Genomic DNA, 17234 nt, shown 5'->3' with positions numbered 1-17234 from the left:
GGATCTCCCTAGGGGTGGGGCCCTCGGGACGGAAGCCGTGCGGGCCCTGTGGGTCGTGTGATGTCAGCCCGCGATCCCCAACTCCCTTGCGATCAACATCCGTTGCACCTCGCTCGTGCCTTCCCCGATCTCCAGGATCTTCGAGTCGCGCCACATCCGGGCCACCGGGTACTCGTTCATGAAGCCGTAGCCGCCGTGGATCTGCGTCGCGTCGCGCGCGTTGTCGACGGCGACCGTGGAGGAGTGCAACTTCGCCAGCGCGGCCTCCTTCTTGAAGGGTTCGCCCGCGACCAGCCGGGCCGCCGCGTCCCGCCACGCCAGGCGCGCGGTGTGGGCCTTCAGCTCCATGTCGGCGATCTTGAACTGGATGGCCTGGTTGGCGCCGATCGGCCGCCCGAACGCCTCGCGTTCCTTCGCGTACTTCACCGACTCGTCCACACAGCCCTGCGCGAGACCCGTCCCCAGCGCGGCGATCGCGATCCGGCCCTCGTCCAGGATGCGCAGGAACTGCGCGTAGCCCCGGCCGAGTTCACCGAGCAGGTTCGCGGCCGGCACGCGGACGTCCGCGAAGGACAGCTCGCGGGTGTCCGAGGCGTTCCAGCCGACCTTCGAGTACGGGGCTGCGACCGTGAAACCGGGCGTCCCGGACGGGACGATGATCGACGAGATCAGCGGCTTGCCGTCCGGCTTGCGGCCGGTGACCGCCGTGACCGTCACCAACCCCGTGATGTCCGTACCCGAGTTGGTGATGAAGCACTTCGTGCCGTTGATCACCCATTCGTCCGTCTCCGGGTCGAGACGGGCCGTCGTCCGCGTGGCGCCCGCGTCGCTGCCGCCGTCCGGCTCGGTCAGGCCGAAGGCGCCGAGGAGTTCGCCCGCGCACAGGCGCGGCAGCCACTCCCGCTTCTGCTCCTCGGTGCCGAACAGATGGATCGGCATCGCGCCGAGCGAGACGCCCGCCTCCAGGGTGATCGCCACCGAGGAGTCCACGCGGGCCAGTTCCTCCAGTGCGACGCCGAGCGCCAGGTAGTCGCCGCCCATCCCGCCGTACTCCTCCGGGAAGGGCAGGCCGAACAGGCCCATGCGGCCCATCTCGCGGACGATTTCGTACGGGAACTCGTGCCGTTCGTAGAAGTCGCCGATCTTGGGGGCCACGACGTCGTGTGCGAACTCCTCGACCGTGCGGCGGAGTTCTTCCAGCTCGGGGGAGAGTCGGTAGTCCATCACTGTTCCTTGTGGGAGAGGGCGCGGACGGTTCTGGAGGGGCTCGGGCGGCCCAGGTGACCCGCCATCCACTCGCTCGTGGCGACGAGGCGGGCGAGGTCGGTGCCGGTGTCGATGCCGAGGCCCTGGAGCATCCACACGAGGTCTTCGGTGGCGAGGTTGCCGGTGGCCGACTTGGCGAACGGGCAGCCGCCGAGGCCGCCCGCGGAGGCGTCGACGGTGGTGACGCCGTGCCGGAGCGCGGCCAGGGTGTTGGCGAGGGCCTGGCCGTAGGTGTCGTGGAAGTGGACGGCGAGGGCGGAGGTGGGGACGCCGGCGTCGTTCAGTGCCTGGAGAAGTGCTGTGACGTGGCCCGGAGTTGCCACGCCGATCGTGTCGCCGAGGCTCAACTCGTCGCAGCCCATGGCGTACAGGGCCTTCGTGACCTCGACGACCTGGGGGACCGGGACCGGGCCCTCCCAGGGGTCGCCGAAGCACATCGACAAGTAGCCTCGGACGTGGGCGCCTTGGGACTTGGCGCGGGTGACGACCGGGGCGAACATCGCCAGGGACTCGTCGACCGTGCGGTTCAGGTTGGCCTTGGCGAAGGACTCCGTGGCGCTGGCGAAGACGGCGATTCGGGTGGCGCCGAGGGCCAGAGCCCGGTCCAGGCCGCGATCGTTGGGGACCAACACCGGCAGATCCACCGGGAGTTGGCTGATCTGCGGGAACAGGGCCTCCGCGTCCGCCAGTTGGGGCACCCACTTCGGGTGGACGAAGCTCGTCGCCTCGATCGTCGTGAGGCCCGCGCCGGCCAGGCGGCGGATGAACTCCGCCTTGATCTCGGTGGGGACGGTCGTCTTCTCGTTCTGGAGGCCGTCCCTGGCGCCGACTTCGTGGATACGGACGCGCGCGGGGAGGCCTTCGGCCGGGACGGTCATGGGGAGTTCAGGCATCGGGAGCCTCCTCGCCGGGCCGGGGTGTCACGACGGCGAGGACCTGGTCCATGGCGACCGTCGCGCCGGGGGTGACGTCCAGCTCGGTGACCGTACCCGCGTGCGGGGCCGCGACGACGTGCTCCATCTTCATCGCCTCGACGACCAACAGGCTCTGCCCGGCGGTGACTTCGTCGCCGAGGGCGACCTTGACGACCGTGACCGTGCCGGGCATGGGCGCGGTGAGGGCGTCGGCGCCCGCGTGCGCGGTGGAGGTGAGGGAGGCGGCGACCGGGTCGTGGTCGCGGACGTGCCAGGTGTCGCCGTCGCGGCCGAGCCAGTCGTCCGCGCGGTGGAAGGTGTGGCGGACGCCGTCGAGGACGACGGCGACCTGGCCGGGGGTGACGGTGTGGGTCCCGCGCGGGGTGTACTCCCGGGGTTCCCGCACCTGGAGGTGGAACGCGGCCGGCTTCGGCTCGCCGCCCAGCCGCCAGCCGCTCGGCACGGAGAACGGGTCGACCCAGCCGTCCGCAGCGGGCCGCAGCGCCTCCAGACGGACGGCCGCCGCAGCCTCGTACACCTCCTCCGGCACCGCGTCGGAGACCAGCTCCGCCACCACCCGCTCGACCAGCCCCGTGTCCAACTCGCCTGCGACGACCGCCGGATGGGCCAGCAACCCGCGCAGGAACCCGGCGTTGGTCTGCACCCCGAGCGTGACCGTCTCGGCGAGGGCTCGCCGGAGTCTGCGCAGCGCCGTCGCGCGGTCGGGTCCGTACGCGATGACCTTCGCGAGCATCGGGTCGTACAGGCTGCCCACCTCGGTGCCCTCGCTGAGCCCGGAGTCGGTGCGGACGCCGTCACCCGTAGGCTCGCGCAGCCTCAGGACCGTCCCCCCGGAGGGCAGGAACCCGCGCGCGGGGTCCTCGGCGCAGATCCGGGCCTCCACCGCGTGGCCCGTGAGGGTGATGTCCGCCTGGCCGAACGGGAGCCGCTCCCCGGCGGCCACCCGCAGCTGCCACTCCACGAGGTCGATGCCCGTGACGAGTTCGGTGACCGGGTGCTCCACCTGGAGGCGGGTGTTCATCTCCATGAAGCAGTACTGCGAGGCGTCCGCGCCGGGGACGATGAACTCGACGGTCCCCGCGCCCACGTACCCGCACGAGCGCGCCGCCTGCACCGCCGCCTCGCCCATCGCCGCGCGCGCGGACGCGTCGAGGAAGACCGAGGGGGCCTCCTCGATCACCTTCTGGTGCCGCCGCTGGAGCGAGCACTCGCGCTCGCCGAGGTGGACGACGTTGCCGTGGCCGTCGGCCAGGACCTGGATCTCGATGTGCCGGGGGCGGTCGATCCAGCGCTCGACCAGGAGCGTGTCGTCGCCGAAGGAGGCGCGGGCCTCGCGGCGGGCGGCGGCGATCTCGTCGTCCAGCGCCGTCATGTCGCGGACCAGGCGCATGCCCTTGCCGCCGCCGCCCGCGCTGGGCTTGAGCAGCACGGGGGCGCCCAACGCGCGGGCCGCCTCGGCGAGTTCGGGGTCACGGCCGCCGGGGACGACGGGGACGCCGGCCGCCTCGACGGTCTCCTTGGCGCGGATCTTGTCACCCATCAGGGCGATCGCCTCGGCGGGCGGCCCGATGAAGACGAGCCCCGCATCGGCGCACGCGCGCGCGAAGGAGGCGTTCTCCGCGAGGAACCCGTACCCGGGGTGGACCGCCTGAGCGCCCGTGCGGGCGGCGGCCTCCAGGATGCGCTCCGCCGAGAGATAGCTCTCCGACGCGGGCGCCGGACCGATCCGGACAGCCGTGTCGGCCTCACGGACGTGCCGCGCGTCCGCGTCGGCGTCCGAGAAGACGGCGACCGAGCGGACGCCCAGCGCGCGGAGCGTGCGGATGACGCGAACGGCGATCTCGCCCCGGTTGGCGACGAGGACGGTGTCGAACATGAGCCTCACATCCGGAAGATGCCGAACTGGGGGGCGGCGGGGTCCCTTTGGGGAAGCGGTGCGTTGGCGCAGGCGGTCAAGGCCAGGCCCAGGACCTGGCGGGTCTCCAGGGGGTCGATCACGCCGTCGTCCCAGAGGCGGGCCGTCGCGTAGTAGGCGTTCCCCTGGCGGTCGTACTGGGCGCGGATGGGGTCCTTGAAGGCGGTCTCGGCCTCGGCGGGCCACTGCTCGCCGCGCGCCTCCAACTGGTCGCGCTTGACGGTCGCGAGGACCGAGGCGGCCTGTTCGCCGCCCATGACGGAGATCTTGGCGCCGGGCCACATCCACAGGAAGCGGGGGGAGTAGGCCCGGCCGCACATCGAGTAGTTGCCGGCGCCGTACGAGCCGCCCACCACGACCGTCAGCTTCGGCACGCGCGTGCACGCGACGGCCGTCACCATCTTCGCGCCGTGCTTCGCGATGCCGCCCGCCTCGTAGTCCCTGCCGACCATGAACCCCGAGATGTTCTGGAGGAACACCAGCGGGATGCCGCGCTGGTCGCACAGCTCGATGAAGTGGGCGCCCTTCTGGGCCGACTCGGAGAACAGGATGCCGTTGTTGGCGACGATCCCCACCGGGTGGCCGTGGATGTGCGCGAAGCCGGTGACCAGGGTCTGGCCGAACTCCGACTTGAACTCGGCGAACCGGGAACCGTCGACCACGCGCGCGATGACCTCCCGGACGTCGTACGGGGTGCGGGGGTCCACCGGGACGGCGCCGTACAGGCCGTAGGGGTCCACCTTCGGCTCGGCGGCCGGGCGCACCTGCCAGGGGAGCGGCCCGCGCGCGGGGAGCGTCGCGACGATGTTCCGGACGATCCGCAGCGCGTGCGCGTCGTCCTGCGCGAGGTGGTCCGTCACGCCCGACACGCGCGCGTGGACCTCGCCGCCGCCCAGCTCCTCGGCCGTGACGACCTCGCCGGTGGCCGCCTTCACCAGCGGGGGGCCGCCCAGGAAGATCGTCCCCTGGTTCCGGACGATCACCGCCTCGTCGCTCATCGCGGGGACGTACGCGCCGCCCGCCGTGCACGACCCCATGACGGCGGCGATCTGCGGGATCCCGGCGCCGGACATGCGGGCCTGGTTGTAGAAGATGCGGCCGAAGTGGTCGCGGTCCGGGAAGACCTCGTCCTGCATGGGGAGGAAGGCGCCGCCCGAGTCCACCAGGTACACGCAGGGGAGGCGGTTCTCCAGGGCGACCTCCTGCGCGCGCAGGTGCTTCTTCACGGTCATCGGGTAGTACGTGCCCCCCTTGACCGTGGCGTCGTTGGCGACGATCACGCACTCGCGCCCGCTCACGCGCCCGATGCCGGCGACGACCCCGGCGGCCGGCGCCTGGCCGTCGTACAGGCCGTCCGCGGCGAGCGGGGCCAGCTCCAGGAACGGGGAGCCGGGGTCCAGGAGGGTGTCCACGCGGTCGCGGGGGAGCAGCTTGCCGCGCGCGGTGTGCCGGGCGCGGGCCTTCTCGCCGCCGCCGAGACGGGCCGCGGCGAGCTTGCCGCGCAGTTCCTCGACGAGAGCCTGATGCGCCGCCTCGTTGGCCCGCCAGGACTCCGACGCGGGGTCTGCCGCGCTGGTCAGCACGGGTGCCTGCTCCATTTTCGCGCTCCCCTCCGCTGTTAATGAGCGTTAACCCACGCCTTCATGTTAACGAGCGCTAACAAGCCTGTCTAGAATCGATTTCATGGGCACCAGAACGGACGCTCCGACCCGGCGCGAGCAGATCCTCAGGCAGGCCGCGCGCCTCTTCGCCGAGCGCGGGTTCCACGGCGTCGGCGTCGACGAGATAGGCGCGGCCGTCGGCATCAGCGGCCCCGGCCTGTACCGCCACTTCCCGGGCAAGGACGCGATGCTCGCGGAGCTGCTCGTCGGCATCAGCGGGCAGCTCCTCACCGGCGCGCGCAGGCGCCTCCAGGAGGCCGAGGGGGCGTCCGGCGGGGTGTCGCCGTCCCGGGTGCTCGACTCGCTGATCGAGGGGCACATCGACTTCGCGCTGGACGACCGTCCGCTGATCACCCTCCACGACCGCGAACTCGACCGCCTGCGCGACAGTGACCGCAAGCTGGTGCGCCAGCTCCAGCGGCAGTACGTCGAGCTGTGGGTGGGGGTCGTCCGGCAGGTGTACCCGGAGCTGTCCGAGCCCGCCGCGCGGTCCGCCGTCCACTCCGTCTTCGGCCTGCTGAACTCCACGCCCCACCTGGGGCGGGCGGGGTCGCTGCCCGGGAGGGGGGACACGGCGTCGCTGCTGCACCGGATGGCCCGGGGGGCGTTCGCGGCGGCCCAGGGGGATTGAGCACGCGCGCGTGGAGCGCGTTTTCGGGCTCAGGTTCACGCGTGTGCGCGCCGGTTCCCCCGGAGTGACCTGTATCTCTGGACGGTGCTCGCTACCCACCGGTATCTTGGGGTATGAGCAAGCGCTTAGACAGGTAGTGGGAGGTGGCGGCGTGCGCCGTACGGTGTTCAACGAGGATCACGAGGCGTTCCGGGAGACCCTTCGGGCGTTCATCGAGGCCGAGGTCGTGCCGGTGTACGACGAGTGGTTCGCCGCGGGGCAGGCGCCGCGCGAGTTCTACTACAAACTCGCCGAGCTGGGCGTCTTCGGCATCCAGGTCGCCGAGGAGTACGGCGGCGCCGGCATCGACTCGTACAAGTTCGAGGCGGTCATCTACGAGGAGACCGCCCGCGCGGGCGTCACGTTCGGCGGCTCCGGCGTCCACACGCTGCTCGGCCTCCCGTACGTCAAGCTGCTCGCCACCGACGAGCAGAAGAAGCGCTACCTCCCGAAGTTCGTCTCCGGCGAGGAGATGTGGGCCATCGCGATGACCGAGCCGGGCACCGGCTCCGACCTCGCGGGCATGAAGACCACCGCCAAGCTCTCCGAGGACGGCACGCACTACGTCCTCAACGGTGCCAAGACCTTCATCACCGGCGGCGTGCACGCCGACCGCATGATCGTCTGCGCCCGCACCTCCGCGCCGAGCGCCGAGGACCGCCGCCACGGCATCTCCCTCTTCGTCGTCGACACGAAGGCCGAGGGCTACTCCGTCGGCCGCAAGCTCGACAAGCTCGGCCTGAAGACCTCCGACACCGCCGAGCTGGCGTTCGTCGACGTCAAGATCCCCGTCGAGGACCTGCTGGGCGAGGAGAACAAGGGCTTCTACTACCTCGGCCACAACCTCGCCTCCGAGCGCTGGGGCATCGCCTACGGCGCGTACGCGCAGGCCAAGGCCGCGATCCGGTTCGCCACGCAGTACGTCAAGGACCGCGTTGTCTTCGGCCAGCCGGTCGCCGCCTTCCAGAACACCAAGTTCGAGCTGGCCGCCTGCCAGGCCGAGGTGGACGCCGCCGAGGCCGTCGTCGACCGCGCCACCGAGGCGCTCGACGCGGGCGAGCTGACCCCCGCCGAGGCCGCCTCCGCGAAGCTCTTCACCACCGAGGTCGCGCACCGCGTCATCGACCGCTGCCTCCAGCTGCACGGCGGCTACGGCTTCATGAACGAGTACCCGATCGCCCGCCTGTACGCGGACAACCGCGTCAACCGCATCTACGGCGGCACCAGCGAGATCATGAAGTCGATCATCGCGAAGAACATGGGCCTCTGAGGCCGGTCGGTCCTCCCCGGCGGTCTGGCCCCTGTGCAACCACGAGTCAAGAAAATGGGGCCATGACCGAGGCACTTCAGGATCTCCTCGATCTGCTCGACCTCGAACAGATCGAGGAGAACATCTTCCGCGGCCAGTCCCGCTCCGCCGTCGTCCCCCGGGTCTTCGGCGGGCAGGTCGCCGCGCAGGCGCTGGTCGCCGCCGGGCGCACGGTCCCGCAGGACCGGCTCGCGCACTCCCTGCACGCCTACTTCCTGCGCCCCGGCGACCCGGGTGCGCCGATCGTCTACACGGTCGAGCGGCTGCGTGACGGCCGTTCCTTCACCACGCGCCGCGCGGTCGCCGTCCAGCACGGCCGGCCGATCTTCGCGCTCTCCGCGTCCTTCCAACTGCACGAGGACGGCCTCGAACACCAGGCCCCGATGCCGCCCGCGCCCGACCCGGAGACCCTGCCGACCAGCCCGGAACGGCTGCGCGGGTACGGCCATCTCGACCCCGACGTCGTCGAGCGCTTCATCGAGGCCCGCGAGGCGATCGACCTGCGGTACGTCGACGAGCCGCCCTTCGGTCAGTACGGGGAGCCCCGTGAGCCGCACTCCCAGGTGTGGTTCCGCACCAACGGCAAGCTCGCGGACGACCCTCTGCTCCACGTAGTACTCGCGACCTACGTGTCCGACATGACCCTCCTCGACTCCGTCCTGCTCGCCCATGGGCGTGGGGGCTGGGCCGTAGGGGATGTCGTAGGAGCCTCGCTGGACCACGCGATGTGGTTCCACCGGCCCTTCCGGGCCGACGAGTGGCTCCTGTACGACCAGGAGTCGCCGTCGGCGCACGGGGGGCGGGGGCTGGGGCAGGCGCGGATCTATACGCGGGAGGGGGAGCTGGCGATCTCCGTCATACAGGAGGGTGTGGTCAGGGTCCCTCGGGAGGGGTAGGGGGCGGCGCCGGGGGCGTGTGGGCCGGTATCGGGGCGGGGCGGCGCAGGTATTACGGGTACTACGGGGCGGGCGGGCGGCGTGAGGGCGGGGGCGCCGTAGGCACTACGGGTACTACGGGTCATCTCAGGCCCGCCTCCGCCAGCAGGTACGCCACCATCGGGTCGTAGTACCTGGGGCTGACCACGTGGTCGTCCAGCGGGACCGCGACCTGGACGGTGCCCTCCGACTCCGCGAGGAACAGGGCCGGGTCGTTGCAGTCGGCGTAGCCGAGGGAGTCGATGCCGTGCTGGCCGGCGTAGCCCGCCCAGCCGTGGTCGGCGACGACGAGGTCGGGCAGGTCGCGGGCGGTGCGTTCGAGGGCGGTGAGGATCTGCCGCATCGGCTCGCCGGAGTGCGTGTGCCAGAGGGTCGCGCCGTGTTCGAGGACCGCGACGTCCGCGAACTGCATGACGTACCCCTCCTCCGTCTGGAGGCCGTCCGGGATCACCACGATGTCGCAGCCCGCCGTCCGCAGGGCCGCCGCGACCGTCCGGTGCACGTCGAGGAGCCCGCCCGGATGCCCCGTCGCGAACAGCACCCGCTGATGCCCGTCCGCCGCCTTCCGCAGCCGCGCCGCCATCCGGTCCAGCGCGTCGACCGTCAGCTCCGGGTCGATCGTGTCCTGTCCGTACCGGTACTCCGGATCGTCGTTCACGCCGACCCGCTCCGCCATCACGGCCAGCACGTCCTGCTCGTCCGCCCACCGGTCGCCCAGCTCCAGACCGAGCCAGAAGTTCCGCACCCCGTTGGCGAGTTGACGGTAGTGAGAGAGGTTGTTCTCGCGCGGCGTGGCCACCTGGCCCGCGATGCGGGTCTTGACCAGGTGGTCGACGAGCTCGGTGCGGGTGGGGATCCGGGGTATCGGCATAGCCCCATTCTGGTCCAGACGCCTGCGCACGTCCGCATGGTTCCAGCCGCTGGGACGTGGGTCACGTTGTCGATCACGTGGGCGCGCGGGCGAGGCCGTCACCCCTCGTCGTCCGCGCGTTCCCGCAGGGCGAACCACAACTCCATGCGGACGTCCGGATCGTCCAGGTCCGTGCCCAGCAACACCGCGCAGCGCGCGATGCGTTGGCGCACGGTGTTGCGGTGCACGCCGAGCGCCACCGCCGTCCGGTCCCAACTCCCGTGCAGCGAGAGCCAGCCGCGCAGCGTCTCGGTGAGCGCGGGGTTCTCCGCGACCGGCGCGAGCAGCGCCCGCGCGTGCGCCTCGGCGTCCTGCGGGGCGATCAGCGCGGTCAGGGTCGTACGGGTGGTGTGCCGGACCACGGGGGTACGGGTCGCCACCGCCCGCGCGAGAGCCCGCGCCGCCTGCGCGTCGGCCGCCGGCCAGTCGGCGGGGGTGACGGGGGCGCTCGTCCCCAGGGTCCAGCCGGGCTGGGGCTGGGGGGTGGGGTACGGGTCCTCCCCGGCCGGCAGCAGGAGGCGGACGACGTCGGCGCCGGTGTCGATCAGGGGGGTGCCGAGGGCTGCGGCCAGGGCGGCGGGGGAGTGGCTCTCCCGGGGTACGGGGCTCACCCGGCGCGCGTGCACCACGATCCACCGGGCGGGGGCGGCGCCGGGGGCGAGGAGGGGGGCGACGTCTTCGGGGCTCGCGCCCAGCAGGAGGCGGACGAGGGAGGTCGTACGGGACGCCTCGGGGGCGGTCTGGCGGCCGTCGGTGAGGAGGGTGAGGAGGACGGCGGCGACGGAGGTGATGGTGTGGTCGGCGGGGGTGCGGTGGGGGGAGGCGGTGGTCAGGGCGTGGGGGCGGTGGGGGGTGCCTGGGGTGGGCGGGGTGCCCGTAGTACCCGTAGCACTCAAGGCGTACGCCGTCAGGTGCAACCCCGTCGCGGGGTCCGTGTCGGTGGCTGTCGCCGAGGTGCGAGTGGTGACGAGGTGGGCGAGCGCGGAGAGGGCGTCGTCGATGCGGGTGCTGGAGGCTCCGCCGGCTCCGGAGGCCTCGCCGGTTCCGGGGGCGCTGCCCGTCCTGGAGGCCTCGCCGGTTCCGGAGGCTCCGGTCAGTGACCCCGCCGCCGCGATCTCCGTCCCGTCCGGGCCGAACAGCACCGCCCGGCCGCCCGTCCGCTGGGCGAGCTGCCGCAGCACCGCCGGGATCGGGTCGGGGCGGGAGGCCGCTGCCGTGAGACTCTGCTGGGCCTCCGTCACGCGGCGCAGCTCCGAGGTGCGGGCCCGCTCCATGAGCTGCCACATCGCGCGGGCGACCGCCGCGAACGTCGTCTCCTCAGGGACCTCGATCAGGGGCAACCCGTACGACTCGCAGGCGGCGACCAGGGCTCGGGGGACCGTGTCGTGGACGGGGGCGACTCCGAACCCGAGAGCCACGCCGCCCGCCGCGATCACCCGGGAGACGTAGTCGTCGAAGTACGTCCCCGCCCCCGCCGCCTCCGAGATGTGCACGCCCGCCGTCAGGAGCAGCTCACCCCCCAGGAGGTACGGGTAGGGGTCGGCCATCTCGGAGGTGAGGGCGCCGTACAGGACCGTCGCCGGGTCGGTGGGGCCGGCGATCTGGCGCAGGGCGAGGTCCTCGCGGGCCAGGAGCGCGGCGAGGGGGACGGGCGGGGTGGGCGGGAGCGCCGGGGTCGGGGGAGGCGTTGGAGTGGCCGACGGTTCGCCATGCATGTGCGTTTCCTCCATCCCATACCGTGACGGTGTGGGAAACGTACACTTCGCAGTCTCTTTCCGGCCACCTAATGTCGTAGTCCGTCACCCGCACGGCGACAACGAGCGCCCCCGGGCGCGCAGCCTGAGTGAGGGATTCCATGGCCGTCGACTACACCGTGATCGTCGTCTACCTGGCCGGGATGCTGGCCATGGGCTGGTGGGGCATGCGCCGCGCCCGCTCCAAGAGTGAGTTCCTGGTCGCCGGGCGCCGGCTCGGCCCTGTGATGTACTCCGGGACGATGGCGGCGATCGTCCTCGGCGGCGCGTCCACCATCGGCGGCGTAGGTCTCGGGTACAAGTACGGCCTCTCCGGCGCGTGGATGGTCTTCACCATCGGCCTCGGCCTGCTAGCCCTGAGCGTCTTCTTCTCCGCCCGTATCGCCCGCCTCAAGGTGTACACCGTCTCCGAGATGCTCGACCTGAGGTACGGGGGCGGCGGGGCCGGGATCGTCTCGGGGGTGGTGATGTGGGCCTACACCCTGATGCTGGCGGTCACCTCGACCATCGCCTACGCCACGATCTTCGACGTCCTCTTCGACATGGACCGCACCCTCGCGATCGTCCTCGGCGGCTCGATCGTCGTCGCCTACTCCACCCTCGGCGGGATGTGGTCCATCACCCTGACGGACATGGTGCAGTTCGTCGTCAAGACGATCGGCGTGCTGCTGCTCCTGCTGCCGATCGCGGTCGTCAAGGCGGGCGGATTCGCCGCCATGCGCGACGAGTTGCCGACGTCGTACTTCGACCCGCTGGGCATCGGCGGCGAGACCGTCTTCACGTACGTCCTCATCTATACCTTCGGCATGCTGATCGGCCAGGACATCTGGCAGCGCGTGTTCACCGCCAAGAGCGACCGCACCGCCAAGTGGGGCGGCACGGTGGCGGGTTCGTACTGCCTCGCGTACGCCGTCGCGGGCGCCGTCATCGGCACGGCGGCCAAGGTGCTGTATCCGAACCTGACTTCGGCGGACGACGCCTTCGCGACGATCGTGAAGGACGAACTCCCCGTCGGTGTACGCGGATTGGTGCTGGCGGCGGCGCTCGCGGCGGTGATGTCGACGTCGTCCGGCGCGCTCATCGCCTGCGCGACGGTGGCGAACAACGACATCTGGGCGCGGCTGCGGGGCCGGGCCGGTGAGGGCGAGAGCGGTGACGAGGTCCGCGACAACCGGCTGTTCATCCTGGTCATGGGCGTCGCCGTGATCGGTACGGCGGTGGCGCTCAACAACGTGGTGGAGGCGCTCACCGTCGCCTACAACCTGCTCGTCGGCGGTCTTCTCGTCCCCATCCTCGGCGGGCTGCTGTGGAAGCGGGGGACCGTGCACGGCGCGCTGGCCTCGGTCGTGGTCGGCGGCGGTTCGGTGATCGCGCTGATGGCGTCCTACGGGATCCTCGCCAACGAGCCTGTGTACTACGGCCTGTTGGCGTCCCTCGCAGCCTACGCCGTCGTCTCGCTCGCGACCCCGCCGACCGACGCGGCCGTCCTCGCCGCCTGGCGCGAGCGACTGGCCGGGCACGGCACGGAACTGACGGACCGACAGCTTCGTACGGCGACGACCTCGTCGTAGAAGGCATTCAGGAAAACGCCGACAGGCGTGTGAAGGAAACGCCGACAGGCGTGAGGAAGAAGGAACTTGACCATGGCTGAGCACGAGACGCCGCGCGGACCCGTCGACTCCTCGCGGATCCCCCGCTACGCCGGACCCGCGACGTTCGCACGGCTGCCGAGGCTCGATGAGGTCGGCGGCAAGGCCGATGTCGCCGTCGTGGGCGTGCCGTTCGACTCCGGCGTCTCCTACCGGCCGGGGGCGCGGTTCGGCGGCAACGCGATCCGGGAGGCGTCGCGGCTGCTGCGGCCGTACAACCCGGCGCAGGACGCCTCGCCGTTCGCGCTCGCGCAGGTCGCGGACGGCGGCGACATCGCCGTCAACCCGTTCGACATCAACGAGGCCGTCGAGACGGTCGAGGCGGCGGCCGGCCAACTCCTCGACAGCGGCGCCCGGTTGATGACCCTGGGCGGCGACCACACCATCGCGCTGCCGCTGCTGCGGGCCGTCGCGAAGAAGCACGGCCCGGTCGCCCTGCTGCACTTCGACGCCCATCTCGACACCTGGGACACCTACTTCGGCGCCGAGTACACGCACGGCACCCCGTTCCGCCGCGCCGTCGAGGAGGGCATCCTCGACACGTCGGCGCTCTCCCACGTCGGCACCCGGGGGCCGCTGTACGGCAAGCAAGACCTGACCGACGACGAGAAGATGGGCTTCGGCATCGTCACCTCCGCCGACGTCATGCGGCGCGGCGTCGACGAGGTCGCCGACCAGCTGAGGCAGCGGGTGGGGAACCGGCCGCTGTACGTGTCGATCGACATCGACTGCCTCGACCCCGCGCACGCGCCGGGTACGGGTACCCCTGAGGCCGGAGGTATGACGTCCCGGGAGCTCCTTGAGATTCTGCGCGGGCTGTCCGGGTGCAACCTCGTTTCCGCCGATGTGGTAGAGGTTGCTCCGGCTTACGACCACGCCGAGATCACCTCCGTCGCCGCCTCCCACACGGCGTACGAGCTGGTCACCCTCATGTCCCGCCAGATTGCCGAGGCCCGCGCACAGTGACTCACGACCATGACCTCGTCCTGCGTCCCACGGCGGCCCAGACCGAGGCCGCGCTGAACCCTCCCGCCGGGCGGATCGGCGGGGACCTGGTTGTGGAAACGCTTTCCGGGCTCGGCGCGACGACCGTCTTCGGACTGCCGGGACAGCACGCGCTCGGCATGTTCGACGCGCTGCGCCGGTCCACTCTCAGGTATGTCGGTCTCAGGGTGGAGAACAACGCCGGGTTCGCGGCCGACGCCTACGGGCGGGTCACGGGCGAGGTGGCCCCGCTGCTGCTGTCGACCGGTCCGGGTGCGCTGACGTCGCTCGCCGCGCTCCAGGAGGCGGCAGCGGCGTCGGCTCCCGTGCTGGCGGTCTGTAGTCAGGTCCCGCGTGCCGGCCTCGGCGGCGGACGCCACGGCTACCTCCACGAACTCCCGGACCAGGCAGCCTCGTTCAGGGGAGTCGTGAAGTCCGTCCACGCCGTCCGCAGCCAGTCCCAGATCCCCTCGGCGATCGCGGACGCCTGGCGGTCGGCACTGACCGCGCCGCACGGACCCGTGTGGGTGGAGATCCCGCAGGACATCCTGCTCGCCCCGGCCGCGCTCCCCGTCGTCACCGGCGTCGACGCGACCCCGGAGGAGCTGGCGCCACGGCCCGAACTCACCGCTTTCGCCGCCGACTTGCTCTCCCGCGCCGAGCGTCCGGTGATCGTCGCCGGCGGGGGCGTCGTCCGCGCGGACGCCTCCGGGAAGCTTCGGAAGCTCGCCGAGCGGCTCTCGGCGCCGGTCGTGACGACGTACGGCGGCAAGGGCGCGTTCCCCTGGAACCATCCGCTGTCCCTCCAGTCGTGGATGGAGGACCGGCACACCACCGAACTCCTCGAAGATGCCGACGTGTTGCTCGTCATCGGTTCCGGGCTCGGTGAACTCTCCTCCAACTACCACACGTTCAGGCCGCGCGGCCGGGTCGTCCAGGTCGAGGCGGACCTCGGCAAGCTGGAGTCGAACCACCAGGCGCTCGGCATCCACGCCGACGCGCGGCTCGCGGTGCAGGCGCTCCTCGAAACGGTCGACGACCGGGACGATCCGGGGGCGCCGGAGCGGGTAAGGGAGTTGCTCGCGAAGGTGGGGGAGCGGCTCGCCGGTCAGCAACTCGGCCTGGAACAGGACGTGTTGGCGTCCGTCCGGCGCGCGCTGCCGAAGAAGGCCGCGTCGTTCTGGGACATGACGATCCTCGCGTACTGGGCGTGGGCCGGGTTCGACGCGGGCGCCCCCAACCTGATGCACTCCGCCCAGGGCGCCGGGGGACTCGGGTACGCGTTCCCGGCCGCGCTCGGCGCCGCCGCCGCCGATCCGACCCGGCCCGTCCTCGCGGTGTCCGGGGACGGCGGCGCGCTCTACTCGATCGCCGAGCTGGCCACGGCCCGGCAGTACGGGTACGACGTGACCTGGCTCATCGTCGACGACGGCGGGTACGGCATCCTGCGGGAGTACATGGCCGACGCGTTCGGCGAGGCCACCGGGACCGAGCTGGCCCGTCCCGACTTCGTGGCGCTGGCCGAGTCGTTCGGGGTGCCCGGGGTGCGGACCACGCCGGCGACGCTCGCCGAGGATCTCGCCAAGTCCCTTGCGCAGCCCGGTCCTTCGGTGGTGGTGCTGCCGGCGGTGCTGCGGATGTTCGCGCCGACGCATCTGTAGGGACACGAGAGAGGTTGGCTCTTTCGGGCGTTCCGCATCACCCCCATGATCTGTCACTCTGAGTGCCGAGAGGGTTACTTTGGGCTTTCGGTATGAGGAGGACGGTATGCGGCAGGGCGAAGCTGGTCGGGGAACCGGAACGGACAAGGACCAGGAGAGCGAGGCCCTGCGCCGTTCCGCCGCCTTCCTCATCGACGAGGCGCTCGGCTTCCTCCACCCCGCCGCCCTGCGCGCGGCGGCCGAGACCGGGGTCGCCGACCACCTCGCCGACGGCCCCCGTACCCCGGCCCAGCTCGCCGTCGCGACCGGCGCGGACGAGCGCGGGCTCTACCGTGTGCTGCGGCTGCTCGCGACCCGGGGCATCGTCGAGGAGGACACGCGCGGCGCGTTCACCCTGACCGAGGCGGGGCAGGCGCTGCGCGGCGACGTGCCGGGCTCCGCGCGGAGCGCCGTCCAGATGATCACGGACCGGAGCATGTGGCAGCCCGCCGGCGAGCTGGCCGGCTGTCTCACCGGTCAACTGCCCGCGTTCGACGTGATGTTCGGGATGCCGTTCTTCGAGCACTTCGCGCGGGACGAGCGGACGGCCGCCGTCTTCCACGTCGGCATGGCCGCGATGTCCGACCCCGAGAACGCGGTCATCGCCGCCGCGTACGACTTCCCGGCCACCGGGACGGTCGTCGACGTGGGTGGCGGTCACGGCGGCCTCCTCCAGGAGACGCTCCGTCAGAATCCAGGACTGGAAGGGGTGTTGTACGACCGCGCGCACGTCCTCGCGGGCCACCGGCTGGCCGGGGACGAGGAGATCGCCGGACGCTGGGCCCTGGAGGACGGCGACTTCTTCACCGGCGTGCCCGCCGGCGACGTCATCATGATGAAGCGCATCACCCACGACTGGGCCGACGACGACTGCGTCACCCTGCTCACCCACTGCCGCCGCGCCCTGCGCCAGGGTGGCCGGGTCCTCGTCCTCGACGCCGTCGTCCCGCCCGGCAACGCACCCCACCAGTCCAAGACCCTCGACATCATGATGATGGCGTCCCTCGGCGGCCGGGAGCGCACTGCCAGTGACTTCGCGGCGCTGTTCGAGGCGGCGGGGCTGAAGTTGGCGCGGGTGATCCCGACGGAGACGGTGCTGTCGGCGGTGGAGGCGGTGGCGGCCTGACATGACGCCGGGAGTGGCGTCAGGCGTGGCGTCGGCGGACCAGGCACACGGGATGACCCGCCGGGTCCGCGTAGACGCGCCAACTGCGGTCCGGTGAGCCGGAGTCGAGGATCTCGGCTCCCTGGGCGAGGAGTTGGGCCTGCGCCTCGTCCAAGTCGTCGACGCCGAAGTCGAGATGGAGCTGCTGGGGGCGGTCCGGGTCCGGCCAGGTCGGGGGGCGGTGGTCCGGGACGCGCTGGAAGCACAGGACCAGGCCGGACGGGGTGTGGAGCGTGGACCAGTCCTCGTCCAGCGACCAGCGCGGGTCCGGGCGGTCGACCGTACCGCCGAGCAACGCGTGGTAGAAGACGGCGAGTTCGGCGGGGGCGGGGCAGTCCAGGACCACGCACTCCAGGTCGGCGATCATGGAGTGAGCCTAGG

General features: G+C 71.7%; 14 protein-coding genes. 7 read left to right on the top strand and 7 right to left on the bottom strand.

Features of this window, described 5'->3' with window-relative positions; genetic code table 11:
- Positions 1-63: 63 nt before the first annotated feature.
- From ACVNF4_RS04345 to ACVNF4_RS04330, 4 genes are read right to left on the bottom strand one after another with little or no spacing between them, the layout of a single operon-like run.
- On the bottom strand, positions 64-1224 hold the full coding sequence (locus ACVNF4_RS04345; protein ID WP_461801308.1) for an acyl-CoA dehydrogenase family protein: 1161 nt from the start codon (positions 1222-1224) through the stop codon (positions 64-66).
- Positions 1224-2159: a hydroxymethylglutaryl-CoA lyase gene (locus tag ACVNF4_RS04340; RefSeq protein ID WP_461801307.1), complete on the bottom strand. Its 936-nt coding sequence runs from the start codon at positions 2157-2159 to the stop codon at positions 1224-1226. Before ACVNF4_RS04340 ends, ACVNF4_RS04345 begins: the two co-directional genes overlap by 1 nt.
- A complete protein-coding gene (locus ACVNF4_RS04335; protein WP_461801306.1) occupies positions 2152-4077 on the bottom strand; it encodes an acetyl/propionyl/methylcrotonyl-CoA carboxylase subunit alpha in 1926 nt (641 codons plus the stop codon). Before ACVNF4_RS04335 ends, ACVNF4_RS04340 begins: the two co-directional genes overlap by 8 nt.
- A gap of 5 nt (positions 4078-4082) precedes the next feature.
- Positions 4083-5714: a carboxyl transferase domain-containing protein gene (locus ACVNF4_RS04330; protein ID WP_461801305.1), complete on the bottom strand. Its 1632-nt coding sequence runs from the start codon at positions 5712-5714 to the stop codon at positions 4083-4085.
- 85 nt (positions 5715-5799) lie between these two features.
- On the opposite strand from ACVNF4_RS04330, the gene ACVNF4_RS04325 reads away from it, so the two are divergent.
- From ACVNF4_RS04325 to ACVNF4_RS04315, 3 genes are all read left to right on the top strand, one after another.
- On the top strand, positions 5800-6408 hold the full coding sequence (locus tag ACVNF4_RS04325; protein WP_461801304.1) for an SACE_7040 family transcriptional regulator: 609 nt from the start codon (positions 5800-5802) through the stop codon (positions 6406-6408).
- Between the two features lie 151 nt (positions 6409-6559).
- The gene (locus ACVNF4_RS04320) at positions 6560-7717 is read left to right on the top strand and encodes an acyl-CoA dehydrogenase family protein (RefSeq protein WP_461801303.1); all 1158 of its coding nucleotides are present in this window, start codon (positions 6560-6562) and stop codon (positions 7715-7717) included.
- Positions 7718-7779: 62 nt separating this feature from the next.
- Positions 7780-8652: an acyl-CoA thioesterase gene (locus ACVNF4_RS04315; RefSeq protein WP_461801302.1), complete on the top strand. Its 873-nt coding sequence runs from the start codon at positions 7780-7782 to the stop codon at positions 8650-8652.
- A 121-nt stretch (positions 8653-8773) separates the two neighbouring features.
- On the opposite strand, the gene ACVNF4_RS04310 is transcribed toward ACVNF4_RS04315, so the two are convergent.
- Together ACVNF4_RS04310 and ACVNF4_RS04305 are read right to left on the bottom strand one after the other, a co-directional pair.
- Positions 8774-9562: a phosphatase gene (locus tag ACVNF4_RS04310; protein WP_055724546.1), complete on the bottom strand. Its 789-nt coding sequence runs from the start codon at positions 9560-9562 to the stop codon at positions 8774-8776.
- 98 nt (positions 9563-9660) lie between these two features.
- Entirely contained in the window at positions 9661-11316 is a 1656-nt protein-coding gene (locus tag ACVNF4_RS04305; RefSeq protein ID WP_461801301.1) for a PucR family transcriptional regulator, read from the bottom strand.
- Between the two features lie 140 nt (positions 11317-11456).
- On the opposite strand from ACVNF4_RS04305, the gene ACVNF4_RS04300 reads away from it, so the two are divergent.
- The 4 genes from ACVNF4_RS04300 (at position 11457) to ACVNF4_RS04285 (ending at position 16814) form a co-directional block, all read left to right on the top strand.
- Positions 11457-12926, top strand: coding sequence for a sodium:solute symporter family protein (locus ACVNF4_RS04300; protein ID WP_461801300.1), 1470 nt, complete (start codon positions 11457-11459; stop codon positions 12924-12926).
- A gap of 72 nt (positions 12927-12998) precedes the next feature.
- Positions 12999-13970 (top strand): agmatinase, encoded by a 972-nt coding sequence (speB, locus tag ACVNF4_RS04295; protein WP_461801299.1) that lies wholly within the window; start codon positions 12999-13001, stop codon positions 13968-13970.
- Complete coding sequence (locus ACVNF4_RS04290; protein WP_461801298.1) at positions 13967-15649, top strand: thiamine pyrophosphate-binding protein; 1683 nt, start codon at positions 13967-13969, stop codon at positions 15647-15649. The genes speB and ACVNF4_RS04290 overlap by 4 nt, the downstream gene beginning before the upstream one ends.
- Positions 15650-15755: 106 nt before the next feature.
- Positions 15756-16814: a methyltransferase gene (locus ACVNF4_RS04285; protein ID WP_461801297.1), complete on the top strand. Its 1059-nt coding sequence runs from the start codon at positions 15756-15758 to the stop codon at positions 16812-16814.
- A gap of 19 nt (positions 16815-16833) precedes the next feature.
- Here the strand turns inward: ACVNF4_RS04285 and ACVNF4_RS04280 are convergent, their stop codons facing one another.
- Positions 16834-17220: a VOC family protein gene (locus ACVNF4_RS04280; RefSeq protein WP_461801296.1), complete on the bottom strand. Its 387-nt coding sequence runs from the start codon at positions 17218-17220 to the stop codon at positions 16834-16836.
- Positions 17221-17234 lie beyond the last annotated feature (14 nt).

It is taken from the genome of Streptomyces sp. S6, from assembly GCF_054880855.1.
The sequence above is the reverse complement of the archived record's forward strand: the minus strand, read 5'-3'. Positions and strand labels throughout refer to the sequence as shown.